General features: G+C 64.7%; 25 protein-coding genes and 1 pseudogene. 15 read left to right on the top strand and 11 right to left on the bottom strand.

Annotation, left to right across the window (positions count from 1 at the left end; all coding sequences use genetic code 11):
* Positions 1–78 precede the first annotated feature (78 nt).
* Both J2808_RS11330 and J2808_RS11325 read left to right on the top strand, forming a co-directional pair.
* Positions 79–1,869 carry an NAD(P)-binding domain-containing protein gene (locus tag J2808_RS11330; protein ID WP_309816142.1) on the top strand — a complete coding sequence of 597 codons (1,791 nt, stop codon included), beginning with the start codon at positions 79–81 and terminating at the stop codon, positions 1,867–1,869.
* 421 nt (positions 1,870–2,290) lie between these two features.
* The gene (locus J2808_RS11325; RefSeq protein WP_309816140.1) at positions 2,291–2,890 is read left to right on the top strand and encodes a dihydrofolate reductase family protein; all 600 of its coding nucleotides are present in this window, start codon (positions 2,291–2,293) and stop codon (positions 2,888–2,890) included.
* Positions 2,891–3,054: 164 nt separating this feature from the next.
* Here the strand turns inward: J2808_RS11325 and J2808_RS11320 are convergent, their stop codons facing one another.
* Complete coding sequence (locus tag J2808_RS11320) at positions 3,055–3,576, bottom strand: DoxX family protein (protein WP_309816137.1); 522 nt, start codon at positions 3,574–3,576, stop codon at positions 3,055–3,057.
* 97 nt (positions 3,577–3,673) lie between these two features.
* On the opposite strand from J2808_RS11320, the gene J2808_RS11315 reads away from it, so the two are divergent.
* On the top strand, positions 3,674–4,252 hold the full coding sequence (locus J2808_RS11315; protein ID WP_309816134.1) for a TetR/AcrR family transcriptional regulator: 579 nt from the start codon (positions 3,674–3,676) through the stop codon (positions 4,250–4,252).
* Between the two features lie 106 nt (positions 4,253–4,358).
* Positions 4,359–4,739, top strand: coding sequence for a DUF7793 family protein (locus tag J2808_RS11310; RefSeq protein ID WP_309816132.1), 381 nt, complete (start codon positions 4,359–4,361; stop codon positions 4,737–4,739).
* Positions 4,740–4,827: 88 nt separating this feature from the next.
* On the opposite strand, the gene J2808_RS11305 is transcribed toward J2808_RS11310, so the two are convergent.
* Positions 4,828–5,043: a CGNR zinc finger domain-containing protein gene (locus tag J2808_RS11305; RefSeq protein ID WP_309816129.1), complete on the bottom strand. Its 216-nt coding sequence runs from the start codon at positions 5,041–5,043 to the stop codon at positions 4,828–4,830.
* A gap of 5 nt (positions 5,044–5,048) precedes the next feature.
* On the opposite strand from J2808_RS11305, the gene J2808_RS11300 reads away from it, so the two are divergent.
* The gene (locus tag J2808_RS11300; RefSeq protein WP_309816126.1) at positions 5,049–5,378 is read left to right on the top strand and encodes an isochorismatase family protein; all 330 of its coding nucleotides are present in this window, start codon (positions 5,049–5,051) and stop codon (positions 5,376–5,378) included.
* A 111-nt stretch (positions 5,379–5,489) separates the two neighbouring features.
* Here J2808_RS11300 and J2808_RS11295 read toward each other — a convergent pair whose 3' ends face one another.
* The gene (locus J2808_RS11295) at positions 5,490–6,200 is read right to left on the bottom strand and encodes a hypothetical protein (protein ID WP_309816123.1); all 711 of its coding nucleotides are present in this window, start codon (positions 6,198–6,200) and stop codon (positions 5,490–5,492) included.
* A gap of 138 nt (positions 6,201–6,338) precedes the next feature.
* Here J2808_RS11295 and J2808_RS11290 point away from each other — a divergent pair, with 138 nt between their 5' ends.
* Both J2808_RS11290 and J2808_RS11285 read left to right on the top strand, forming a co-directional pair.
* On the top strand, positions 6,339–6,905 hold the full coding sequence (locus tag J2808_RS11290; RefSeq protein ID WP_309816120.1) for an RNA polymerase sigma factor: 567 nt from the start codon (positions 6,339–6,341) through the stop codon (positions 6,903–6,905).
* Positions 6,902–7,744, top strand: coding sequence for a hypothetical protein (locus J2808_RS11285; RefSeq protein WP_309816117.1), 843 nt, complete (start codon positions 6,902–6,904; stop codon positions 7,742–7,744). Before J2808_RS11290 ends, J2808_RS11285 begins: the two co-directional genes overlap by 4 nt.
* Positions 7,745–7,886: 142 nt before the next feature.
* On the opposite strand, the gene J2808_RS11280 is transcribed toward J2808_RS11285, so the two are convergent.
* Both J2808_RS11280 and J2808_RS11275 read right to left on the bottom strand, forming a co-directional pair.
* Positions 7,887–8,312, bottom strand: coding sequence for a hypothetical protein (locus J2808_RS11280; RefSeq protein ID WP_309816115.1), 426 nt, complete (start codon positions 8,310–8,312; stop codon positions 7,887–7,889).
* Between the two features lie 4 nt (positions 8,313–8,316).
* Positions 8,317–8,613, bottom strand: coding sequence for a hemerythrin domain-containing protein (locus J2808_RS11275; RefSeq protein ID WP_309816111.1), 297 nt, complete (start codon positions 8,611–8,613; stop codon positions 8,317–8,319).
* Between the two features lie 143 nt (positions 8,614–8,756).
* Here J2808_RS11275 and J2808_RS11270 point away from each other — a divergent pair, with 143 nt between their 5' ends.
* The 3 genes from J2808_RS11270 to J2808_RS11260 all read left to right on the top strand — a co-directional run bounded on the left by J2808_RS11270 (position 8,757) and on the right by J2808_RS11260 (position 9,943).
* Complete coding sequence (locus tag J2808_RS11270; protein WP_309816108.1) at positions 8,757–9,266, top strand: DUF2087 domain-containing protein; 510 nt, start codon at positions 8,757–8,759, stop codon at positions 9,264–9,266.
* A 121-nt stretch (positions 9,267–9,387) separates the two neighbouring features.
* A complete protein-coding gene (locus J2808_RS11265; protein WP_309816105.1) occupies positions 9,388–9,735 on the top strand; it encodes a DUF5655 domain-containing protein in 348 nt (115 codons plus the stop codon).
* 7 nt (positions 9,736–9,742) lie between these two features.
* The gene (locus J2808_RS11260; protein WP_397428040.1) at positions 9,743–9,943 is read left to right on the top strand and encodes a hypothetical protein; all 201 of its coding nucleotides are present in this window, start codon (positions 9,743–9,745) and stop codon (positions 9,941–9,943) included.
* Between the two features lie 112 nt (positions 9,944–10,055).
* On the opposite strand, the gene J2808_RS11255 is transcribed toward J2808_RS11260, so the two are convergent.
* A complete protein-coding gene (locus tag J2808_RS11255; protein WP_309816102.1) occupies positions 10,056–11,315 on the bottom strand; it encodes a S8 family serine peptidase in 1,260 nt (419 codons plus the stop codon).
* 265 nt (positions 11,316–11,580) lie between these two features.
* Here J2808_RS11255 and J2808_RS11250 point away from each other — a divergent pair, with 265 nt between their 5' ends.
* Complete coding sequence (locus J2808_RS11250; RefSeq protein ID WP_309816098.1) at positions 11,581–12,231, top strand: DUF2231 domain-containing protein; 651 nt, start codon at positions 11,581–11,583, stop codon at positions 12,229–12,231.
* A gap of 47 nt (positions 12,232–12,278) precedes the next feature.
* Here the strand turns inward: J2808_RS11250 and J2808_RS11245 are convergent, their stop codons facing one another.
* The 4 genes and pseudogenes from J2808_RS11245 to J2808_RS11230 form a co-directional block, all read right to left on the bottom strand.
* The gene (locus tag J2808_RS11245) at positions 12,279–12,542 is read right to left on the bottom strand and encodes a hypothetical protein (protein ID WP_309816096.1); all 264 of its coding nucleotides are present in this window, start codon (positions 12,540–12,542) and stop codon (positions 12,279–12,281) included.
* Between the two features lie 20 nt (positions 12,543–12,562).
* Positions 12,563–13,648, bottom strand: a complete 1,086-nt coding sequence (locus J2808_RS11240; protein WP_309816094.1) for a C2 family cysteine protease — start codon at positions 13,646–13,648, stop codon at positions 12,563–12,565.
* An 83-nt stretch (positions 13,649–13,731) separates the two neighbouring features.
* Positions 13,732–14,277, bottom strand: a complete 546-nt coding sequence (locus J2808_RS11235) for a hypothetical protein (RefSeq protein ID WP_309816091.1) — start codon at positions 14,275–14,277, stop codon at positions 13,732–13,734.
* A gap of 177 nt (positions 14,278–14,454) precedes the next feature.
* Positions 14,455–14,652 (bottom strand): annotated as a pseudogene (locus tag J2808_RS11230) (alkaline phosphatase D family protein); the annotation flags it as partial.
* Between the two features lie 154 nt (positions 14,653–14,806).
* Here J2808_RS11230 and J2808_RS11225 point away from each other — a divergent pair.
* The 4 genes from J2808_RS11225 to J2808_RS11210 are packed head-to-tail and all read left to right on the top strand — an operon-like array spanning position 14,807 to position 22,879.
* Positions 14,807–16,372 (top strand): TIGR02677 family protein, encoded by a 1,566-nt coding sequence (locus J2808_RS11225; protein WP_309816089.1) that lies wholly within the window; start codon positions 14,807–14,809, stop codon positions 16,370–16,372.
* A complete protein-coding gene (locus J2808_RS11220) occupies positions 16,369–17,586 on the top strand; it encodes a TIGR02678 family protein (RefSeq protein ID WP_309816087.1) in 1,218 nt (405 codons plus the stop codon). The genes J2808_RS11225 and J2808_RS11220 overlap by 4 nt, the downstream gene beginning before the upstream one ends.
* Entirely contained in the window at positions 17,583–21,656 is a 4,074-nt protein-coding gene (locus J2808_RS11215) for a TIGR02680 family protein (protein WP_309816084.1), read from the top strand. Before J2808_RS11220 ends, J2808_RS11215 begins: the two co-directional genes overlap by 4 nt.
* Positions 21,653–22,879, top strand: coding sequence for a TIGR02679 family protein (locus tag J2808_RS11210; RefSeq protein ID WP_309816082.1), 1,227 nt, complete (start codon positions 21,653–21,655; stop codon positions 22,877–22,879). The genes J2808_RS11215 and J2808_RS11210 overlap by 4 nt, the downstream gene beginning before the upstream one ends.
* A gap of 134 nt (positions 22,880–23,013) precedes the next feature.
* Here the strand turns inward: J2808_RS11210 and J2808_RS11205 are convergent, their stop codons facing one another.
* Positions 23,014–24,600 carry an alkaline phosphatase D family protein gene (locus tag J2808_RS11205; RefSeq protein WP_309816079.1) on the bottom strand — a complete coding sequence of 529 codons (1,587 nt, stop codon included), beginning with the start codon at positions 24,598–24,600 and terminating at the stop codon, positions 23,014–23,016.
* Positions 24,601–24,688: the final 88 nt, after the last annotated feature.

The following is a 24,688-nucleotide window of genomic DNA, read 5'->3' as shown; positions in this document are numbered from 1 at the left end:
CTTAGCGCAGGGGATTCCGGCGGGACGGGGCTGCCGGGACCACCAGACACACGGACCATACGACACAAAGGAGTGGACATGACCGAAACACCCACCGCAGCCGCGCAGGCCTGGCTGACGGAGCTGGACACCGCCCTGCAGCGGCGCGACGTGGACGCCGCCGTCGAGCTTTTCGAGGACGAGAGCTACTGGCGCGACTTCGTGGCGTTCACCTGGAACCTGAAGACGCTTGAAGGGAAGGCGGACATCCGGCAGATGCTCGAGGCCACCTTGGACCACGTGCAGCCCGCCAACTGGACGTTGGCCGAGGACGCCACGGGCGCCGACGGCTCCACGGAAGCCTGGATCACGTTCGAAACGGGCGCCGCCCGCGGCTACGGCCACTTCCGGCTGCGGAACGGCAAATGCTGGACGCTGCTCACCACCATGCAGGAGCTGAAGGGCTTCGAGGAGAAGAAGGGGACCCGCCGCGAGAAGAGCGTGGCGCACGAGATCATCAAGGGCCGGCGCTCCTGGCTCGAACAGAAGGAGGAGCGCGAGGCGCGGCTCGGCTACGAGGAGCAGCCCTACACGGTGATCATCGGCGGCGGGCAGGGCGGCATCGGCCTCGCGGCCCGGCTGCGGCGCCTGGGCGTCCCCACCCTCGTCATCGAGAAGAACCAGAAGCCGGGCGACTCCTGGCGGAACCGCTACAAGTCCCTGCACCTGCACGACCCCGTCTGGTACGACCACATGCCCTACCTGAAGTTCCCGGACGACTGGCCCGTCTTCGCCGCCAAGGACAAGATCGGCGACTGGCTGGAGCACTACACCCGGATCATGGAGCTGAACTACTGGGGCGGCACCGAGTGCCTGGGCGCCGAGTTCGACGACGGCACCCAGGAATGGGTGGTCCGTGTGGTCCGCGATGGGTCGCCGGTGACGTTGCGCCCCAAGCAGCTGGTGTTCGCCCTGGGCGTCTCCGGCTACCCGAACATTCCCGCGTTCGACGGCGCGGGCTCCTTCCTGGGGGAGCAGCGCCATTCCTCGCAGCACCCGGGCGGCGGAGACTGGACCGGGAAGAAGGCCGTGGTCATCGGCTCCAACAACTCAGCGCACGATATCTGCGCGGACCTGTGGGAGCACGGCGCGGACGTCACCATGGTGCAGCGCTCCTCCACCCACATTGCCCGCAGTGAATCGCTCATGGACCTGGCGCTGGGGGACCTGTACTCAGAGAAAGCATTGGCCAACGGGGTGACCACGGAGAAGGCCGACCTGCTGTTCGCGTCGCTGCCGCTGCGGATCCTGCCCGAGGCGCAGGTGCCGGTGTACCAGGCGATGGCTGAGCGCGACGCTGAGTTCTACTCCCAGCTGGAGGCCGCCGGGTTCGACCTCGACTTCGGCGTGGACGGTTCCGGGCTGTTCGTGAAGTACCTGAGGCGCGGCTCCGGCTACTACATCGACGTCGGCGCCTCCCAGCTGATCATCGACGGCCGGGTGCAGCTTCGCTCGGGGGAGGTTGCCAAGATCACCGGCAATGCCGTGGTCCTCAACGACGGCACCGAGCTGGACGCGGACCTGATTGTGTACGCCACCGGCTACGGCTCCATGAACGGCTGGCTGGCGGACCTGGTCTCTCCCGAAATGGCCGACCGCGTGGGGAAGTGCTGGGGCTACGGCTCGGACACCCCGAAGGACCCGGGCCCGTGGGAAGGGGAGCTGCGCAACATGTGGAAGCCCACCAACGCGCCCAACCTCTGGATCCACGGCGGCAACCTGCACCAGAGCCGGCACTACTCCTCCTACCTGGCCCTGCAGCTGAAAGCCCGCATGGAAGGGCTGGACACGCCGGTGTACGAACTGCAGCCGACGCACCACACGCGCTGACCGCGGTGGTTGAGCCTGTCGAAACCCGGTTTCGACAGGCTCAACCACCGGGAGGGACAGGTTCAACCACCGACCACCGGGAGGGACAGCGTAAGCCAGCAGCCCGCCGTCGACCCCTCCACCCCCAACGCTCTATCACTTAATACACGTTTTCCTTGGACGCTCTCGCACTTTGGGGCCGCAGGATGTGTAAACGGCCGCGGACGAACGCGTTCGATCCATCAAAATATGGCGAGGGCCAGGCGTCTCGTCGAGTGGGTGGGCTCCCCGCGTACGGACCCAGGACGGGACCACCAGCACGGTCCCTCACTCCCCAAGCGGCCGTTGAGTGAGTACGCTCCAAGCAGTAGGGCATCTCACGGCACCATCGGCGCCATAGGGGACGTAGCAGTTGCCGGGTGCAATTAGGAAGGGAAGCGCGATGCGCACCGTCGTTGTCAGCAACATCGTTTCCTTGGACGGCTTTTACGCCGCCCCCGATGGCAATCCGCTCGTACTGAACATGGATGAAGCCTTTGACGAATACAACCGTGAACGAATTGAAGCCGCAGATACTGTTCTCTTGGGCCGGAACTCGTTCGAGGGATTCAGCGCCTACTGGCCCAAAATCGCCAATGCCCCGGCAGACCCCGGCAACCGCGCACTCAGTGAGGACAACCGGCGAACCAGCCGCGCGTACAACGCCGTCCCCAAAGTGGTGGTGTCAGATAACCTCAAAATTCCAGACGACAACCCTTGGGCACAAAGCACCACTGTCATCCCTAGAACGGCTTCTGCCCAATGGCTCGATGCAGCCCGGAGCGAAGATGACCGGGACATCCTCATTTTTGCCAGCCGGATCATGTGGAACGGTCTGCTCGCCAGGGGCCTGATCGACGAGTTGCATCTTATGGTGAGTCCCACAGCCATAGTCGAAGGCGTACCCATCTTCAACGTCCCTGCATCGCTTGGCCTGATGGAAAGCCGCCGGTTCCAGAACTCGAACAATGTGCTCCTTCGTTATTCAACACGGAAGCAGTAGACCTACGGAGCGGCAGATCTCGGAATCAGCTTTCGAGATCTTCGAGTGACCTGCCCCTGTTATCGGACAACAGCAATGTCGCCAGGGCCGCGACCAGGCAACGAGACAGGGCGGCGGTCCCGCCGGAAATCATCCGGTGGGACCGCTGCTGCAGCTTTCTGCAGCTACTCGTGGAGACTTTCGGGGATCCTGGCGGGCAGCGCCGTGCGGGTTGCCGCTGACCGACGGCGGGGCAAGGCTCTTGTGTAGGGGAGCACCACGACGATCGTGGCGGCGACGAATACCAGCTGCATCAGCGTCCGCGGCAGGAGCGCCGTGGCCGGTTCGCCGTTGACCATGAGTCCGGCGAGTGCGGCGTGGACGTTCGCCGGGAACATTGCCACCAGCAGCAGGGTCAGTCCTCCGGCAGCCCAGGGCGCCGTCCGGCGGTGGAGCAGGCCGGCGGCTGCAAGCAGTTCCAGTACGCCCGTCAGTGTGACCAGGAGCTCAGGATGGGGCAGGGCCGGGGGAACCATGGCGATGAGGTCATTTCGCATGCCGTTGAAGTGCGCCGTCCCAGTAAGCGTGAACATGGCCGCGAGGCCGCCGCGCAGGCTGGTGTGCCAGGACCGAAGCGGCCTGATGCCGGCGGCACCGGCGGCACGCAGCAGGAGGGTGGCGGCCAGGAGAGTGATGAGTGGGGCCATGATGCGTCCTTTCAGGTGCATCGGAGAAACTTGACACTGACTAGATTACCCTCAGGCCTGAACTTGTCAATGGCTAGATTGGGGTTAGGCTGGAGGTATGAGCACGAACGCGTCCTACCATCACGGGAATCTTCCGCGCACGATCATCAGCGCCGCCCTCGACGCCATCGCCGAGTCCGGTCCGTCGGCCCTGAGTCTGCGGGATCTGGCCAGGCAGGCCGGTGTGTCGCATGCCGCCCCCGCGCACCACTTCGGGGATAGGGCCGGCTTGCTGACTGCCGTCGCGGTGCAGGGCTTCGGGCTCCTGGCGGATGCTCTGGCCGAGGCGCAGCGCCAAACTGGCGACTTTCTGGAGGTGGGGGTGGCCTATGTCGACTTCGCCGTAGGGCACCCCGCCCACTTCGCCGTGATGTTCCGGCCGGAGCTTTACCGGGCCGATGACCCGGAGCTGATCGCGGCCAAGGCGCGGGCGGGCGAGTCCCTCTACCGGGGAGCTGCCCCATTCGCGGCTTCGGAATCCGGCGCTGATTCGCAGGAGGCGGCGTTGGCGGCCTGGTCCCTGGTCCACGGATTCGCCACGCTTTGGCTCAGCGGCAACCTGCCTGCGGGACTCCCCGCGGACCCGGGGCAGGCCGCCCGGGGTTTGGCCTCGGCCCTGTTTTCTGGCCGGGGGTAGGCGGAGCATTATCGGCGATGAGGCGCCGCCTTTGACGCGTCGTTTCGCTGCGCACGTCCAAGGAGGCAGTTAGTCTTATCTACACAAGATGCTGGGGGAGCAAGAGATGAAACCAATCACTGTTGACGGCGGCAAGGGCACGGTGGAACTCGGTGCCGAGGGAGTTCTTCACCTTGTGTGGAAGCCGGGGACCGTTCTGGAGGCCGCGGATGTACATGCGGCGATGGCAACGGTCAATGAGGTTGCCGACGGGGCCGAGTACCCGATGTTGATCGACATGGCGAACACCCAAGCGGTGACACGCCAGGCCAAGTCCGTTTTCAGCGTCCGGTGCGCCGCTTCACGAATTGCCCTGCTTGGCTCAAGCCCGGTCAATCGTGTCATTGCCAACTTCGCTATGGCACGGCGGACGCTCCCGTGCCCCACTCGGTTTTTCACCTCCCGCAATGAGGCCATGTACTGGCTTCTCGAGGCGCCCCTTCCCTGACCGTTACCCGGTGTTTCGCCTCGAATCGCAAGGGTCGCGAGGCGCGGCAAAGCCCGTCTTCCCCGGCGAGGAAACGCGAGCCGTAGCCTTAGGCTCGCGCTGCGCGGACTCGGTCACCGCAGCGGGTCGAGCTCCATTGCCGTCGTGCGTGGGTGCGGAGGAAGAATCGTCCACACGACTCCGCTTCGCAGACGCGAGGAGTTACTAGGCACTTCGGTCCACCATCGGGCACGGCCCCGTTTATGTTGTCCGTGCTTTCCGCGGGCGGCACCGGCGTGGGGATGACCGCTGAGACTGCGCGCATCCGCCTTGGCGCCGGAGGGGTCAGACACCGACCTCGAAGCCTGGCTGCGTGAACGAGCCATCGACACGATCACCCCCGTTGGCTACATGACAAACAACTGCGTGATTCCCTCCGCCGCGGCCGCCGAGGCTCTCGGCTTCGCTGTCGAACTGCGTACGGGCGCGCCGCTGCGGGTGATGCCGGCCCGCTTTGAACATTTGGCGCGGGGTGGTGCGGTCGGCCGCGAGCCAGAGTACGGAGGAGTCGGGCATGACGTCCTCGACAAACCCGTTGGTCATTGCTTGTTGCAGGTCGAGCAGGCCAGCGGGGTGGGTGGCCCAGTCCTGGAGCGTTGATTCGGTATCGAATGGCGTGGTGGCGTTGGAACGTTGAGGGTGATGACTTCGGAGAGGGGTAGGTCGCGACCTCCACGGCCACCTGGTGCTTTCGTCCGCCTGCTGCCGTTTTTAGAAGTGGTGTGCACAAGTGTCGGTACCCGGCTGCACAGCCGTTCCCTGTCCATATGCGGGATCGTCTTCTTTTCCGGCCCAGACGGCACCGCCTCCAGCGCAGGGCGTCACCTCGAACGCCATGCCGTCACGCTGTGCCCGCAGGTGGCGCCCGTCATCCTCGACCACTTCCCAGCCCGCCGCCGGCAGCGCTGCACGATAGTGCTGCAACACATCAAAGTCTTCTGAAATCGCAAACCAGCGGGCACAGCCGCCGACACCACTGATGCCGCCACCGCTGTAAAGGCCAATGTGTTCGATGGAATCGAACGCCTGCTGGGACTCACGATCCGCACTGGCCATGGGCTCATCCGTGCCCTCCATCACGCATTGCGGAGCGGAGTCGAACTTCCCGGTCTTCTGCGCCAGCGCCGAGGGGGTGACAGCGAGCATCCCGAGCAGCATGAGGACCGGGATGGCCCCGGCCGTCAGCCGCATCCACAGTCGTGGGGAGAGCACCAGAGCGAACACGGCAACGGCCGCGACCAGACCAAGGGCCAATCCTGCGGGGCCGGCCGTCAACCCCCAGGTGAGCCCCTCGAACGCGGTATCGGTGACAGTGCCATACACCGCCGTGAAACCGTGGTGGACCATTACAGCCAAGAGTGCCAGTACTGCCTCAACGGCGAGCAGTACCACGACAGAGACAGCTCGGCCGGTCATGGGCATGGCTCATAGTATGTTCAGCCTGACCAGGTGTCCATGGGCCGGCGAGACTGCCCGGGCTAGCCATCGACTTCGGCCTAGAGGAGAGCTCATTTTCCTGCATGGTGACACACTTGGCCGGATGGGGGACAGGTACAGGGCATGAGGCACTTTTCGCATTCTCCCGATCGGGAGCACACCTTCAGAACGACCTATGAAGCGGTCTACCCGGACCTGATCCGGTTTGTTCAACGCCGGGCTCACCCGGATAGTGCCGAGGATGTGGTTGCCGACGCCTTTCTTGTTGTCTGGCGCCGCCTCGATGAGTTGCCGGTCCTGCCCGAGGACGCCAGGGCATGGATTTACGGCATCGCCCGGAACATTCTGCTGAACACCAGGCGGGGCGAACAACGCCGCTCCACGCTCAGCGTGCGTCTGGCTGACGCCGCGGCTCTGACGTACCTGGACGGGGACGCTGACCCGGTCGTGAACCGCGTGGACCTGGGCAGAGCGTGGCGCCTCCTCTCCGAGGTCCACCAGGAAGCGTTGAGTCTCGCTGTCTTTGAAGACCTCAACGCACCGCAGGCTGCGGCTGTGCTCGGCATCTCACCGGTCGCGTTCCGTCTGCGCCTGAGCCGTGCCCGCAGAGCACTTCGACTGCTACTCGAACACCTCCCGCAGCCCTCCAGTACGCCAGAACTCTCCCTTGGAAGGACAACCACGCCATGAACCGCAACCAAGACATCGACACCCTGCTCCGAACCATGGACGCTGCTGACCACCGGGGCTCCGCGGATTCGCAACGGGCCAGTATTGACTTTTGTCGCATCATCACCACGGATCCAGCGTCGACATCGTCAGGGCAAGCTGCGGCGACAAACGACGTGGTTACCGGTCGCCAGCCAAGAACCAGCAAACTGACGGCCCGCAGGGTCGCGTGGGCTGGAGGGATGGTCGCCATCGCCACAGCGGGCCTGGTCCTTCTGCCGTCCATGTCAGGTGGTGATCCTGCATTCGCTACTTGGACTGCCGCTCCCGCAGGCATGTCTGAAACGGACCGCGCCCGCGCGGCCGACCAATGCCGCGCGGACCAGAAGGACGTGGGAGACGGCATGTACTCCGGAGATGTGGAGAAGGCTGCCCTGGCGGTCGCCGAGCGCCGCGGAGTTTGGACAGCGGTCGTTCTCGCCGGTGAGGACGGGTTTTCTGCCTTATGCATTACTGATGACTCTGTTCACCTGTTCAGCAAGGGCATGATCGGTTCAGTGGGGAAACCCGCCGGTTACAGGCCGCCCGGATCCCGTGAACTGATGGCCACGGACCTGGGGACAGGACGCATGGACGCAGGGGAAATTTCCTTGGCGGCCGGCGGCGCCGGGGCGGAAATTGTGGGAGTCGTCTACAAGAGCCAAACCCGCGGGGACGTGACCGCAACCGTGTCGCAGGGCCGCTTCGCCCTCTGGCTGCCCGGAAACGAACTGCAGGATGCGCCAAGTGACGGCGTCGAGGTCGAAGTGACGTACCGGGACGGCACCACGGGAACCAATCACCTTGGTTTCAAACGCTAAAACAGGCGGCGGGCCGTCCTGGGCTTCCGGTCGGTGCACGGCGTCAGCCCAGCTGCCGTCCGCCGACGCGAAGGCGCCTCCGGCGGAAAAGTCGTTCCGCCGTCGTCGTTCTCTCTGCCAATGTCCACGCACCCTCGTCGAGCTACAGCGTCTCGGGAATCGGGCGCCCCGGGAAGAGTGTTGAGTACTGCTTCCGGTACATCCTGCGGCCGATGAGGCGGTAGGCAAGGCGGACCGGCGCGGGGATCTCCTTGAACAGTTCCTTCCGGTCTGCGGGCGGATTCGTGGCCAGCACCATCCCGAGGTAGCCCACCAGGAACTTGTTGCTCACCTGGCTGCTCCCGTGCTCCGCGGCTGCCTGCAGTTCCTTCTGGGTCATCACCCTGTCGACGGCGGGCATGACCTCAGTGACTTCGCGGCGCAGGTGCACGTTGAGGACGTCCGACAGCTCAGCATAAAGACCCGCGAGTTCCTCGCCGGCGGCCGGGTCTGCCGTTTCCATCCAGCGAAGGCGGAGCGGCTCGATGGTTTCCAGCCGTTGGGTGACCTGCCGGTGCTGCGCGAGCATCTGCTCAACGTGCAACGCACATGCGGGTGCCCGTTCGGCCAGCCTGGGGGTACATGAGCTCGTCTTCACCCTCATGGTGGATGTGGAGCAACTTGTCGAAGTTCCCCAGCACTTCGCCCACGTAGGCGGCGCGGGCGGTGTCGCCAGGTCCGGCGGACCGGACCAGGCCTGGGGCCTCGCTGTAAGCCCACAGGAAAACGCGGTGGATGCGCCGCATGGCCGCCGTCCCGATGCACAGGACGGGCCCAGATGGCACAGGAGCAGCGGTCTCGCCGGGCTGAATGGTGAAGAAGTCGGTCATCGTGGGCCCCTAACGCTTGTCATGCGAAACCAGGACCCCTCCCCGGCAGCATCGTATCGCCAGCCCGAATGCCGCACAATGGGAGGCTAGTCGCAGCAGTCGTCTCGTCCGGCTAGCGGGGATAGCAGTAAAGGTGTAGGCACGTGAAGGAACCAGACGCTCATAGCGGACCGCACTGGCGCAGGGTGATGGCGGCGCTCGCCAACCGGGATGCGCGGACCGCGTATGCGCAGATCGTGCTTGGTGAGGAAGTCCTTGCCGATGCGAAGGAGCAGCGCCGTAACCGGGCAATCGCCGTTCTGCTGGAGGCCGGGCTGGTGGTCCGGACGGGAATCGGCGATTACCAACCCTCGGAGACGATCTTCCGCGACCTCCTGACCCAGCAGCCAAAGCGCCAGCCGAAGACCGGCGTCGACCGCTTCCTGCGCCTGGGCCGGATCGACAGGTATCCGGCAAGCGCTGCGGACCGGCGCCAGCTTTTGGCATGGATCGTCAGCGAAGCCATCCAGCCGGGGGAGGACCTCACCGAGCGGCAGGTCAATGAGCGGCTGCTGACCTACACGGAGGATGTGGTGCTGCTGCGCCGCTACCTTGTCGACTTTGGGCTGCTGGAGAGGACCGCGTCGGGGTCTTCTTATTCCCGGCCGGTATAAGAACGGACAGCGGCTTAGCTTTCATGAGGCGGCACTGAAATGGGCCCCGAAGATCGCGCGCGCCGCCTGCCGGTGCGCGCAGGAGGTGCGTGCGCACGGCAGACGGGCCATCATGATGACTGTGGATGCACAACAGCTCTTCCCCTCGGCACTCGGGGATATCTATGCCGCCCTTCGCGCTCGGATGCTCGAGCTGGGTGCGGATGTCATCGAAGAGTTCTCACGAACCCAGGTGAGTTACGGGGCGGCCCGGAAGTTTGTGTGGCTCACCCCGATCACGAAGACCAAAGCGCTTCTGACGGTGGACATGTGGGAAGAGCACCACGCAACGTTCCTCCGTAGCGTCATTCCGTTTCGTCACGACAAGTACACGCACCAGATCGAAGTGCGCACGGCAGCCGACGTCCAAACTGTGGCCGCGCTCGGTTGGTTCGAGGAATCAGCCGCGTGGGGCCGGAAGGAGCGTTGAGACGGCGGTGAAGATGCTGGTGCACCCGCAGGGGTGCCGGGTTGGACAGCCAGCGTTCACGTTCTACACCCCGCCCGGTGAGGAGCACCGGCACACCGCCCCCGGCTGCTTCATGGAACATATTGCCATGCTCCAAAACGGCGAGGACCCGTCCAAGACCACCACTTGGAACGAGCACATCACAGACGACGAGTACAACGGCCGCTAGCGAGCGGACCTCGAGGGGTTCCCTTCCTCTGGCCTTAGTAGGACACCTCTCCGACGCCGTGCCATACACTCCGCCAGTCTTACTGGCGGAGTGTTTTTGTGCCGGCTGCAAACTACCGGACGGCGTTGTAGGCGTTCACGCGGCCGTATTTCCAGTACGTGCCCGTGCCGGCAATCTTGTCGGCGGTCTCTTCGACCTTCTCGCGGACGGACACCTGGGTGGCCACGGGGTCTGCGCTCCAGGCAAGGGCGGCAGTTGCGGCGACGATGGCCGAGGACATTGAGGTGCCGTTGCCGACGTCGTAGCCCTGGGAGCGGCCGTTTTGGGTGCCGAGGTAGAACGGGTGGTTCGGGAAGGTTGAGTAAACGTTGGCACCCGGCGCTGCGACATCCACCCAGCTGGCCCCGTAGGTCGAGAACGATGCCTTGGCGTCCTTGTTGTCGGTTGCAGCCACGGCGATGACGTTGGGGTATGCGCCCGGGTAGATCTTGGTCTGGTTGCCGCCGTTGCCTGCTGCGGCAACGAGCACAACGCCCTTGCTCCAGGCGTTATTGACGGCCGTTTCCAGAGTGCGTGACGCGCGCACGCCGAGGCTCATGTTGATTACCTTCGCGCCATTGGCGACGGACCAGTTGATGGCATTTACAAGGCCGGAACTGGAGGCAATCCCGCTGTCGTTGAGGACCTTGCCGTCCAGGATCTTGCACCCCGGACACACGCCGGCGACGCCCTTCGCGTTGTCGCCGGTGGCCGCCACAGCGCCGGCAATGTAGGTGCCGTGGCCGTAGTTGTCCTCACCGGTTGCCGCGCCGCTGAAGTTGGCGCGTGCCACGACCTTCAGTGCGATGTCGGTGTTGTCGCTGGCGACACCGGAATCGAGGACAGCAACCCTGATATCGGTTCCGCTGGTGAGGTCCCACGCTTCGACGGCGTCCACATCAGCGTCTGCTTTGCCCGCGGCCACCACTATGGTGCCGGCGGTGTTGGTGAATGATTGGCCGGTGTTTTGCAGGGCGTACTGGCGCGGGAAATACGTGTCATCCGTGGAGGCAGTGGCGAGTTCGTCTGGCTCGGCGTACTCAACCGCCGGGTTCCGGCTCAAGGCATCGATGAGCTGCAGCTCCTTACCGGCCGGTACTTTGACGAGGTGGGCGCCAGTGCTGCCGACGTCCTGGCCTTCGCTCAGGCCGTGCCGGTGCAGAACGCCGGCTGCCGCGCTTTGGTCGCGAAATTTAACAATGATTTGGCCCGAGGCGTGCGATGACTGACTCGCTGCGCTGCCTGCAATTGCCGGGCTGCCTGGGGCGGCAAAGGCCATCACGCCTAGTCCCATAAATGCGGCCGCAAAACCAGCTATAACCTTTTTCATCATAAAACCCCATTGTTCTAAAAAGTCATGTTGTTCAGCCTGCACGCTGCGGGCGAGTGCCACGGATGCCAATGTTCCGCCGGTTACGGGCCGCGGTCAACGCTCCCCGCCGACATCATCCAAAAATTACGGACGACGGCGGGGTGGCCAGTTGGATCACTGACCACCCCGCCGCCGTCGTACTTTCGCTCGTCCCGGACGCCCGATTCCCCAAAAGCTCCAAAAATAGGCGGTGCAATTCCGATGCGCCAAGAGTATTTTGAGCTGCATGCACTCCACACCCAGCGCACCTGCTGCTTTCACGGGGGACGAGCTCCCACAGTCGACCGGCCGCTCCTTGGATGCGAATACCGGCAGCAGCAGCTGCTATGCACAGCTCCTTGGCTTGCTGGAAGGCGCAAAGCCCCTGGGTGCTGTCGTCAAAAGCATTGAACCCTATGCCGCCCGGCTTACAGCCCGCCCCGGAATGCGAGGTTTCTTTCGCGGAGATGCCACCGGCATCCCCCTGCATGGCATCCTGACCGACGCCCCTTTTGGCGCCTGGTGGTCGGCGGTATTCCTCGATTTCTACAAAGACGAGGGCTCCCGGGTAGCCGCAAAACGGCTGGTGGCCGTGGGCGTCATAGCTGCAGTTCCCACCGCTGTCTCCGGCTGGGCGCAGTGGTCGATGAAGGATCACGGCACGAAGCGCGTAGGCATTGTCCACGCCGCCGTCAATGCCGCGGCCATTCTTGTGTACCTCGTCTCCTGGGCGGCCCGTGAAAGCGGCCGCCACGAGCTTGGCATAGGCCTGACCCGGGCAGGAGCAGTGCTGCTGCTGGCCAGCGGATTCCTGGGTGGCCACCTGCGCAGCGGCCGGCCACGCCGCGTGCCAAAGCTTCCCCGGACCGAAAGCACCAAGGTCAACGGCACGCTCTGATCCGTGAGCCTGACCCCGCCCCTTTGTGCTGGAGCGCCCCGGAGGTCCTAGGGCTTGCCTGAGTTCGTGGCATCGTAGGCCAGGACGGCCGACGCTGCAGTGGTGCCGTCGGCTGGCCGGATGGAATCGAACCGCAAAGTACCTGCACCGGGCAGGGCCACCGAGTGGCCCTCGCGGAAGGCCTGCTTGCGCTCCTGCTCCGCGGTCCGGATCCACACCTGGATTGCCGGGGCGCCATCAGCCACGCCGATCTTGACGATTCCCACCTGGACACCGCCGAACGTGGGCTGCATGCCCTGTTTGACTGTCACGAGCTGTTCCACGGCCGTCCTCACTTCGTGTCCACGGAGTACACGGAATCGAAGTTTTCCTTGTACTCATCCTCGGTCAGTTCCAGCGTGCCCGCCTTGAGGTCGTCGTCGCCGTCCATGAGGCCGCCGGACGGTCCCCACGGGTTGGCCAGAACCACTACCTTCTCACCGTCATCGTTGGTTTTCACCTCAACCACAACGTACGCATGGTTGGGAACCACATCGGTGCGGTTGACTTCGGCGGACTCCCAGAACCAGTCAAAATCCTCGTCCTTGATGTCTTCGGTGCCCACGGACACAGCCTGGCCGCCGGCAAGCTTGTCCTCGATCTCAGCCAGGTCCAGTTCGCCGTCCCTGTCCGCGGACCGGCCCGTCATCAGCTCCATCGCAACGTGGCTGAATCCGCCGTCGATGTCGTCATAGGAACCACCCCGGTGCTCCGCCGCGGCGCGTTCGTAGATGGACAGCCAGTTCGGCTGGTCATCTGCACCCCGGACGCCGCCTGGAGTGGACTTGGCCTCGACGGTGACTTCCACGGGCTTGCCGTCTTCGTAGAGGGTTACCACCCAGTGCGTGGGCGGATCACCCACGGGGCGCAGGTGTTCGGCGAGGAATTCATCAAGTTTGCCTTCCCGCTCCAGGGTCTGGGCAACCGAGCCTATGCCTGCCAAGAGCCAGCAGTCGCCGATCTGTCCCTGTTTGATATCGCGGGGATCGCCGGCGTCCGGATCCTCGCGGACATCGCCGGGCACGTCCACGTCGGGGCGGTCCGGGTCCAGCGGTCCCGGATCCCCGGGAGGGTTCGAGTCCGGCTTTCCTGAAATTCCAGGCTCCGTTGATCCCGTGCTGGCCTTCTCCTGCTGGTCCGCATTGCGGGCCAGCTCCTGTGCCTGGCTATGGAGTTCCGCGGCAACGCGCTTGAGCACCGGACGGTGTTCCGAGTCCCAGGCGGCCCGGAATGCGGCGGCGTCACGCCCGTCCCAAGGTGCCCGGGAAAGCAGCTGGCCCAGTTCCGTGGACAACGAGTTCACCTTGTCCGAATGCTGCGACATCGTCTTAGCGAGTGCCCGCAATTGTTCAATGTCAGCGCCGTAAATTCCAGGCATCCGCCCGCCCCTTTTAGATAATGTTCAAGCCACACTGGTTGTTTGCCTGCTGCCATTCCCGCGCTGTGGGAGACATGCCGCCGTCAGCCTGGTGGGATCTCGTCCGCAATGCACGTGGGGGAGTCCACCGGGACGCTGATGCGCAGGTAGGCCGGGCTCTTTGATTCGATGGTCAGCGTGGCACCGGCGGCGTCCGTGCTGCGGGCAACCACCCAGCCCCCGGGAACTGCGTCCGTTCCATCGAAGGCAGGGAATCCGTGCCTCGTCAGAACGGGATCACCAGCGGCGAAAATGTGAGCGAACCGGTTGGATGGCTCCACCACGTCGGCGCTGCTCTTCATGGTCTGCGGGTAGAGCATGCAACGGCCGTCCTTGAGCTTGGCAAGCGTGGCCGGCTTGTCCACGGACCAGCTGATGTCCGGCATCTCCGCTTCCAGCGCCGCAATAAGCTCTGCACGCAGGGCCTCGTATTTGGGGAAGCTTTTGGCCACTGGCGCGGGGGCCTCGGTGACCGGCGGGGCGCTGCTTGTCACCGCTTTGGGCTTCTCCGGTGCCGTGCAGCCAGCCAGGAGGGTTGTCCCGAGGATCATGAGGGCTGCCACGGCGCGGGGCGCCACGTGCGGTTTCATTCGGCCGTTCATTTTTCCCCCGGTTCTCATGACGGGCCTCGGTGACCGGCCCACAAGGAATGCTGTCACACCTGCGCCGCGTCCGGCCATGGGGACAACAACCCGTCGGGAAGGCGGGCGGACGACGGCGGGTTCGCGCCCGCCGTCGTCCGCCTCCTTGGTGCAGGGGTTCTTCGGCTACCGTGCCTGCAGCCCCGGCACGCTGTCCTGGATCGCGAAGGAGGCCAGCGTGCTGACGGGGGAGCCCGGAGTCGTGACGTAGTCCAGGACACGGAAGTCGGCGGTCATCGCTTCCGTGGTGGAGCCGGTGCCGTTGCCCGTGGAAGTGATGGACGTGCACATCAGTTCCGAGCGCACCACGAAGGAGGCGAGGTCCTAGTAGTCCACCCTGATGACTTGTAGTACGCGTGGTGCTGCCGGTAACCCTGCAGCGTGGTGGGCTCGGGGCCCTGATGGTCGCGCGGGTTGCCCAACCCCAGCGCAAGAAACATCCACAATCATTGTCAGTGCCCGTTGTTATGGTTCTCGCATGACCGATGGTTCATTAAGTCCGTTGCAGCGCCAGACGCTCGGCGCGCTGCGTTATGCGGTCAACGATGAGTCCGCGAGTTACTTGGCCATCATGGGACTATTCACAAATGGCATGAGTGGCTTCTTGTCGGACCAGTCTGCGGACGAGGTAACGGAGCGGCTAGTTGAGCTGGGATTGAACCTAGATCGTGACACAGTTGACCAACGCCTGTCCTACTTGGTGGAACACGGTAACTTGGCGCGGAGTCCGCGCGAGACCGAGGCACGCAGCGTCAGGGAGTATCTCTCCAACCGCGCCCGCTATCAGCTCACTTCCCGTGGCGAGATGGTTCATCGACAAGTGGACGAACTCCTTGCGCATTCGGATGGAGCGCGTGAGGTATCCAGTGAGATGCTGTCCAGCATACTTGCGGGGATCGAGGATCTCTCTCGGCTCGCGACTGACCGGCTGGAGGATTCCGATCCTCGCGCCCTGGCAGCGCGTATTACCACCCTATTCGCCCAGTTCGAGGTGCTCGTCTCCTCAACCCGCCAGTTTTATTCCTATCTGACGCAGGTGCTTACTCGGTTCGATCTTGGACGCGACGAATTCGTGATGTTCAAGGGTGCACTGATCGATTATCTCCAGCGCTTCGTCGACGAGATCTCCCGCCACATGCCTCAGGTCGCAGAGCGGCTACACGACCTCGAGCCGCGGGTTCCAGAATTATGTGCGCGAGCCAATGCGGGGGAGCGGCTGGTAGGACTTGATGGTGCGCAAGCTCGAAGGGCCAACGGTCTGGAGCCAGGCGACTGGGAGAGCGTGCACACCTGGTTCGTTGGCTCCCATGGCCGACGTTCTGACGCTGAAAATGTCCGACGATTGGCCACAGACGCGATGCGCTCTTTGCTGACCAACCTGCGTCGTATCGCGGCAGGGGCCGATCGCCAGCAAAGCCGGTATGGCGACCTGACCCGCTTAGCTCGTTGGTTTGACTCGGCCGACGACGACCTTGCGCACGAACTGTGGGCAGCAACGTTTGGGCTCTACTCGGCCCGCCACCTCGCATTCCCCGCTGATCCCGACGGCGACCCCGTTGCGGCGACGCAAAGCTGGTGGGTGGCGCCGGTTGCCGAGGTACCGGTTGGGCTTCGTATCCACGGTGAACGTAAAGCAGGAGGCCGTGCGGGTAGCCGCGTTGACTATTCGGCAGCTAAGTGGGCTCGACTCCGAGAGCGTGAGCAGCAGCAGCATCGCGGTTCCGAGGCCTTTCGCGAGCTGGCGTCCCATATCGGACAGGTCCGAGAGGCTCGCCTCAGTGACGATGCCCGCTCCGCCTTCCTTGACTTGCACGCTCAAGCGCTGACGCGCCACAGCCGCCTGCTAACGCCGGAGGCCGTCACTTGGGGTGAGGTCCGCCTCGAGGGCATGGTGCTGCGTTTAGAGCTCAGAGGTGCTCCGGGTGATTTGGTCAGCATCAAGAGTCCCTCGGGAACGATAACTCTGCACGACCTTGCTGTCGAGCTCAGAATGGCTGACTCTGAGCAAGCTACAGGCCGGCCTGAGTGGCGGGCAGAGGCATGACCCCGGTTCCCGAACGTCCAGCGGCCGCTCCTGACCTGCTCGCCGAAGCGGATGTGCGCAGCGCCGCGCGGTCGCTGCTGAGCACGCCCTTGCTCCATACGGACTCTCATCCGGAGGAGCTAGCCCTAGTCCGTCGTCATCAGAACGAACTCATTCGTCTATTCGCCGATGGACTGGGCTACCGCCTAGTGATCGAGCCAGGGCTGGCTCGGCTGTACAAGGTCGGGCTGGGCCGCGACGTGAGTCGAGGCTTGCGGCGCCGGAACGATGCCCTATTCACGCCCCGCCGATACGCATTGCTCGCGCTCACTCTTGCCGCGCTCACCCAGTCGCGACCTCAGGTGATGGTCGACGAGTTGGTCGCTGCGGTGCGTTCGGCGGCCGTGGAGGCCGAGATGGATTTAGACCTCGATAGCATTCACCAACGGCGCGCGCTCCACTCAGCGCTAGTCGCACTCATCGACCTCGGCATCCTGAGCGAGCGGGACGGGGACTTGGAGCACTGGGCCGAGCGACGCACAGAATCTTTGCTTGACGTGCACCGTGACCGACTCGCCGTACTGGTTGCGACACCCCTTAGCGGATGCGAGCACCCCGAGGATCTGCTCGCCGTAGCAGTGATGCCCTCCGCGGCCGGGGGTGCACGGGTCGCGGTCCGTCGCCGTCTGACTGAACAGCCGGTTCTCGCTACGGAGGACCTGACCGAGGAGCAACGCGGTTGGTGGTCTCGCAACCGCGAGCGCGAGCGGGAATGGTTCCGCAGGTACTTGGGTCTCGATCTGGAGTTGCGGGCCGAGGGCGCAATCGCCGTCGACCCCGGGGGTGAGCTCACCGATTTGACCTTCCCAGGTTCCGGCTCGGCCAAGCAGTTTGCGTTGTTGATGCTCGGGGAGCTTGTCGATGAGCTGCGGTCGGACGACCTTTTCGACCTGAACGGCGTCACATGGGCGCCGCTTGCCGCCTCGACCGTCAGGCAAGCCAGCGATCGGGTTTACAACGCCTGGCAGCAGGGCTTGCGCAAAGCACATCGCGACAACCCGGAATCGGTCCACGAGGAAGCACTCGCCGTGCTCATAGCAGCTGGTCTCGTCCGCCCTTACGAAGGCGGTCTGCTCGTGCATGCTGCCGCAGCTCGCTACGCGCCACGACCGGAATTGCTCAGGGCGGCCGGACCAACCGGCGAACGTTCCATTTTTGAGGAGGACGACTCATGACCATCACATCTACCAGGCCTTTCGAGACAGCACCGCGTAGTGGCTCCGAACGATTCCATCTGAGTCGGGCTGGGATCCTCAACGTTTGGCAGTATGACGAACAGGAGTTCGTCCTTGCCGACGGCCGACTCTTGCTGCGAGGTGCTAACGGCGCGGGAAAGTCCAAGACTCTGGAGATGCTGCTGCCGTTCGCACTCGACGGTGACAAGTCGAGGATCACCGCCTCGGCTAAGCACCATACGAGCCTGCTGTGGTTGATGACGGATGGCTATGAGGGCCAGGCTCGAGTGGGCTACGTCTGGGTGGAGTTTCTAAGAACTCGTTCCGACGGTATCCCGGAAGCGTTTACTTGTGGCGTCGGCATTCGTGCGTCTGCAACGGCACGCGCTGCCACGTCATGGCACTTCGCCACCACCCGCCGGGTCGGCGCGGACTTTTCTCTCGAGGACGAGGGTGGCCCATTGTCCCGCCCGAAGTTGGAAGAAGCTCTCGGCTCCGATGGCCAGGTCTTCGAGAAGGCGGGGGCCTACAAGGAACATGTCGGGCGCACACTTTTTGGTCTCGACGCCGCGCAGTTCGACGAGGTGCTGCGGTTGCTGTACTGGCTGCGGCAGCCGCAGGTCGGTGAGGATATAGAGCCGGCGAAACTTGCCCAGCAGCTATCCCAAGCTTTGCCGCAGCTTAATGAACAGGCAGTCCGCTCGGCGGGAGAAACCTTTGACGAGCTAGCTGCCTTTGGTGAGCAAATCGAGCGAAGGGCGGCCGCAGCAGAGTCGCTCACCTTCCTGGCCGGGGCCTACGGGAGCTATGCACGTGCTGTAGTGGCTGCGCGGGCCCGCGCAGTCGGCGAGGCATTGCAGATCGAGCGACGACTGCGGGCGGGGGCCAAGCGTACCCAGGAGGAGTTGGGGAGGGTTAGCGCGGAGCGGTCTGCTGCTGAGGGCGAGCGGGTCGCGGCTCACGGCAAGATCCAGGACGACGACGCGCGGCTCCGAACTCTGGAAGCCAGCCCCGAGTTCCGCAACCAGGTCCGGTTGGGCGAGCTTGCGGAGCAGTCCACGCGGGACGCAGAGCTCGCCAAGCAGGCCGAGCAGCGCCGAATACGCCAGTCTGACGAAGTCAAACGCCGCTCCGCCACCCAGGGGCTCCGCGCCCGAGGTGCCGAAGCGGCGCTGCGGGACCACGAAGCGCGGCTGCGTGGCCTGGGTCTGCGCCAGCGCGAGGCGGTGCCCGGATTCAAGGTTCCTGTGCCTGCGATACTCTCCGCGGTCGTTCTCAGCCGAGTCGAGCAGTTCGATGAGCTCAACGATGCTCTAGACCAGAGTCTTGCGGCCATGGAACTCGCCCGTTCTGCCGCCAACCAAAGAACGGCTGGTGTCAGAGTGGTCAGGGCTGCCCTCGCCGATGCCGACATCGCGTTGACCGCTCAGAGCGAGGCCGAGAACGGGGCAGAGCGGGCCGAAATCCGCTGGGAAGGCGCACGCAAGTCTCGGGTAGCTGCTGAGCTCGCTGCGAAGGCGGAAGGTGAAGCCTTGACCACCGCGCTGGCCGCTTGGATCGCGAAGCCGACCGCTCCCGAGCTGGCACAGCCGGACGAACTCACAGAGGAGTCGGTGCTCGGCCTTGCCAAGCTCGCAAGGGCAAGCGCGGCTCCGCGACTGACGGCGTTGCACGAGGATCAGGCAAGGGCGGCTGCCCTTCGGGACACCGCCGAGACCGAGATCAAGCGGCTGACGGAGGAACGGGCCAAGGTCAGCGCTGAACGCGACCCGGCGCCGCCCCTGCCCTCGCTGGCTCGCACAAAGCGCAGCGATGGTTGCGCTCTGTGGCAGGTCATTGACTTCGAACTGGGGCTCGACCCTGAGGCCAGGGCCGGGCTGGAAGCCGCTCTCCAGGGAGCCGGATTGCTCGACGCCTGGGTGCGTCCCGGAGGACTATTGCTCGATCCGGACCACCTAGACGTGGTTATCTCCACAACAACACCTGGTCCCACTGGTGACACACTCGCCGGAGTTTTGGTCCCCGACCTTACATCCGCTGGCGACCTGGTGCCGGACGACGTACGGCGAGTGCTGGCTGGTATCGGCAACGGAAGTGACCCTGACGCCTCCGTCTGGATCAGACCCGATGGCACCTGGCGGTTGGGCCCGACCCACGGCCGCGCTACAAAAGAGCAGGCTCAATTCATTGGCGCCACAGCGCGGGCTCATGAGCGGGCACGGCGCCTCGACATCCTGGACGAGGCGCTCGCCGAGCAGCGGGCAGCGCGAGATGCGGCAGGGAAGGAACACGATAGTTTGTCGGCCGCCATCGCTGAGCTGGAGCTCTGGGTCGGGGCTGTCCCGCCCGGGCAAGCGTTACTGACGGCGTGGACCCGTCTGGAGGAGCGCCGCGAGGCCGAGGCGCGCGAGGAGCGTGAGAACCGCGTGGCCCAGGGTATCGCCCACGCTGCACGAACGGCCGCCGCCGACGCCCGCACGACGGCGGAACGACTAGCAGCTGAGCAGGAACTGCCTGCGGACCTAGACGGCCTCCACGCCGTCGAAGAGAAGCTGCGGGGTATTGGCGACGAGCTTCGTGAGGCGGTCCGCCAGGAACCATTGATCCGTAATAGCCTCACCTTGTGGACGGAGTCCGTCGGCGAGGTGGACATCGCGACGGCCGCCCTGGGGGAGGATCAAGACGCAGCAACCGAGGCCACTCGGCGTGCCAGCGCGTCGAGGGCGGCACATGACGCGCTTCGCAGCGCCGTCGGCGACTCAGTCCAGCAGGTGGCGGACAAGATCAGCGCAGTGCGACAGTCACGGCAGACCCAAGAGGCGGCCGCGGAGAAGGCTGCGAAGCAGCTCGAGTCATTGATCGCGGCCTTCGGCGAGGCCCAGGCCGAGGTACGCAATGCGGAGAAGCGGCTGACCGAGCACCTCGACATGCGAACTACCGTCTTCGAGCACCTGGTTGTCGTTGGCTCAGTCCCCGGAATGCTCGAGGCCGCCGGAGCCGGCCAGGAAGACGCGGCTGTGGTGCTTGGGCTCAAAGGTCACCCGGCGAGTGCACCTGTGGCACGGCAAGTCACGATCGCCGCCGAAGCGCTGTCGGGGTTGAGCCGGGAGGAAGCCAGTGCGGCGGCTACACGTTTGTGGCGCGCCCACGCTGACGCCGCCAGCGGGCCGGCGGCGGACCATCAGCCGACAGTCTCCGACTTCGGCGGCTTGCTCGCCGTCACCGGCCGAGACGACGGGGGTGAGGCGGCGGTCGTGGTTCTGGCACAACGAGTGAAGGCATCGGTCGAGCGTGACCGCGGTCTGCTCACAGAGCGGGAGAAGCAGCAGTTCGAACAGCACATACTGGGCGAGCTGGGCGATGCAATCCGGAAATGCCGTCGCGATGGAGAGGAACTCGTCACCGCCATGAACGAACAACTCGCTCAAGTGACCACGTCACAGGGGATTCGAGTGAAGCTGGATTGGAAACTCCGCGACGACGTGCCCCGGGAGGCCCATGCCGCAGTCGAGCTGCTGGCCCAGCCCGTGGGGGCGCTGATCCCCGAGGAGCGGGCGACTCTCCGCGATGCGCTTCACCGCCTCATCGAGGCATCCCGAGGACAGCGGCCAGAGCTATCGTACGGCGAGCACTTGGCCGCCTCCCTGGATTACCGGACCTGGTCGGAGTTCACTATTCGATATTCACGTCCTGAAGGGCTTGGCAAGTGGGAGCGGCTCCATCGGCGCTCCCCACTGTCCCAGGGTGAGCAGAAAGTGCTCTGCTATCTGCCGCTGTTCGCCGCAGCGGCTGCTCATTTCACTTCACTCGCTGGTGCAGCACCATATGCTCCCCGCCTGGTGCTGCTCGACGACGCCTTCCCTAAGATTGACGCGCGTACCCACCCACTGCTGTTCGGACTACTGGTCCAACTTGACCTTGACTTCGTGATTACCAGTGAGCGATTGTGGGGCGACCACGACACTGTGCCCTCTCTAGCGATTTACGAGGCCCTTCGCGACCCGAGTCAGCGGGGGATTGCACACTACAAACACCGGTGGGACGGGCAAACCCTCCACGCGCTCGGATGAATGTGCTGCCAGAGTGGATCGCCGATCCCGTGCTAAGCCCCATGTGGGACCGTGTCCGTTCGCGTTTCGAGAAGGCCGGTCTCGACGCCCGGGGACGGGTTCTAGTCACAGCCTCGGCCCGCGAGGAGCGTCATGCGATCGGAGCGGTACTGGGTCGAACAATCATGAGGGACTCTGTTTGGGTTGACCTTCTGACACTCGACGCGCGCCTCCGGGAGCGGTCAGGCGTGGGTGGGCTGGAAGCCGTGCTCGCGGCGCTATATGTGACTCCCTTGGAGAACCGGCCTGCTGCGCGCGCTGCACGACACGAACGACGTGAGCGACCTCTTAATCTTGCTGCCGAGCTGGTAACCGCACCGTGGGCATCTGAGTGGATTGCTGGCCTCAGGAGTACAGGGCTGCTGACAAATCGGAAGGACTCCGAGCGAACAATTCGAGAAGCGGCGAAGGTGCTACGCGAACTGACCGACAACGAACGAGACCCGCAGGCGCAGTCACGGGTGGAGCTAGGCGCGAGGCTCGTTGGCGATGCCCATGCGCTCGACCGCGACCGACTTCTCCACCAAGTCGTCCTGCGCGGACTTGCGGCAGCCGCGGGGATGCCTCAGCCAGATGGTACCCGCGAACGAGAACAGCTCTGGGCGTCCCATGGCGTCGAACCGGACCTACTCTCGCGAACCTGTCTCGTCTGGCGGATTCGCGTGAGTTCTGAGGAACCGTCCGGTCGACGGCTAAATGACGCGGCTGACGCAGGCGATCCCGTGCACGTGACGGAATGGGACCTCCGGAGGATGGGTTCGTTTGCTCCCGCTGCTGGAATGCGGGTCCTCATCTGCGAGAATCCACGAGTGATCGAGGGACTCGCCGAGCGCGGTGCGGACGGCTGGGCGGCCGTCTGCACTGCCGGTGAACCCAACCTGGTAGTAGATAAGTTGCTCGACAAGCTCGCGCGAGCTGGCGCAGCCCTGCACTACCACGGTGACTTCGATTGGCCGGGTATCGCCATCGCCAACCGTGTGATCGCGAGATGCAGGGCCCGACCGTGGCAGATGACGTCTGACAACTACCTTCAGGCTGTACGACTCGACGGGCCGGAGCTAGTCGGCAACCACATCGCGCCCGTGTGGGACCCCGAGCTTGGGGCAGCAATGCGCAGCCGTGGCCGTGCAGTGCATGAGGAGACTGTACTCGGGTTACTTCTCGACGCTTTAGCCGCCGGGTAGGGGGAACAACCCCCCGTGGGTTTCGACAGGCTCAACCCCCGGTGGGTTTCGACAGGCTCAACCCCCGGTGGGTTTCGACAGGCTCAACCACCGGGGGTGTCGGTTTCGACAGGCTCAACCACCGGGGGACAGGCTCAACCACCGATAAGGCCCGGCACGCTGTCCTGGATCGCGAAGGAGGCCAGCGTGCTGACGGGGGAGCCCGGCGTCGTGACATAGTCCAGGACGCGGAAGTCGGCCGTGAGCGCATCCTTGGTGATGCGGGTGTTCACGTAGCCGCGGTTGTCGTTGTAGAACTTCAGGTGCGGGTTCCAGGCCATCACCGGATCCACCGTGGAGCCGGTGCCGTTGCCGGTGGAAGTGATGGAGGTGCAGACCAGTTCGGAGCCGACCACGGGGGAGGTAGGGTCCTTGTAGTCCACTCTGACGTCGTTGGCCCAGTTGCGGTGCACGTCGCCGGTGAGGACCAGGGCGTTGCGGACGTTCGCGTCCACCCAGCCCTGGGTGATGCGGCGGCGCGAGGCGGCGTAGCCGTCCCAGCCGTCCATGGAGACGTCGTCGATCTCCGGCGCCTGCGCGCGGTCCTTCTCCGCGAAGAAGACCTGCTGGCCCAGGATGTCCCAGCGCTGCGTGGAGTTCCTGAAGCCGTCCAGCAGCCATTTCTCCTGCTCGGCGCCGGTGATGGTGCGGTCCTCGGCCAGGCGCTCGGTGACGTTCTTCTTCCAGCCGTCGCCGGCGAGCTGGTCGTCGCGGTACTGCCGGGTGTCCATCATGTGGAAGTTGGCCAGCTGGCCCCACTGGATGGTGCGGTAGATCTTCATGTCGAAACCGGCCGGCACGGACGAGGCCCGCAGCGGCATGTTCTCGTAGTACGCCTGGAACGCGGCGGACCGGCGCTGCCGGAAACGCTCGGTAGTGTCGTTGAGCTGGTTGGCGTCCTTGTTTTCGGGGACCTCGTCCGCCCAGTTGTTGTCCACCTCGTGGTCATCCCACACCACCAGCCACGGCGCGATGGCGTGCGCGGCCTGCAGGTCGGCGTCGGACTTGTACTGAGCGTGGCGCTGCCGGTAGCCCTGCAGGGTGGTGGTCTCGGGGCCCTGGTGGTCGCGCGGGTTGCCGCCGCCGATCACGTAGCTTTCCTTCTTGTACTCGTAGAGGTAGTCGCCCAGGTGCAGCACCAGGTCCGGGTGGTCCTGGGCCAGCCGCGAATAGGCGGTGAAGTAGCCGTGCTCGTACTGCGAGCAGCTGGCGAACGCCATGGCCAGCGCCGCCGGCGTCTCGTGCGGCGCAGGGCTGGTGAGGGTGCGGCCCACCACGCTGACGTGCTTGCCGGTGCGGAACCGGTAGAAGTATTCGCGCCCCGGGCGGAGGCCCCTGAGCTCCACATGCACCGAGTGCGCGGTTTCGATCCGGGCAGGCTCGACGCCGCGGGCTACTACCTTGCGCATGTTTGCGTCCTCAGCGACCTCCCATGCGACCGCGACGTTGCGGGAGGGCATGCCGCCAAGGCCATCCTCGGCGATGGGGTCCAGCGCCAGCCGGGTCCAGATCACGAAGCCGTCCGGCCACGGCTCGCCGGAGGCGATGCCCAGCAGGAACGGATCGGTGCGGAGACCGGCGTCGTCCGCGGTTGAAACGGCGACGGCGGCACCCGGCCAGGCGGCGACGAGCCCGGCCCCGAGGCCGGCGGAAAGGAGGGATCTGCGTGAAATGTTGTCCATGGTTCGACCGTAGGCAGGCCGGTTGGACAGATTGTGAGTCGCGTGTGAATGCCCGGTTAACTGCGTGACAAACTGTGTCGATTTGGGG

Origin of the sequence: Pseudarthrobacter sulfonivorans (assembly GCF_031454915.1) — a bacterium.
Taxonomy (GTDB): domain Bacteria; phylum Actinomycetota; class Actinomycetes; order Actinomycetales; family Micrococcaceae; genus Arthrobacter; species Arthrobacter sulfonivorans_C.
Note: the sequence above shows the minus strand (reverse complement) of the source record. Positions and strands in the feature narration are given on the sequence as shown.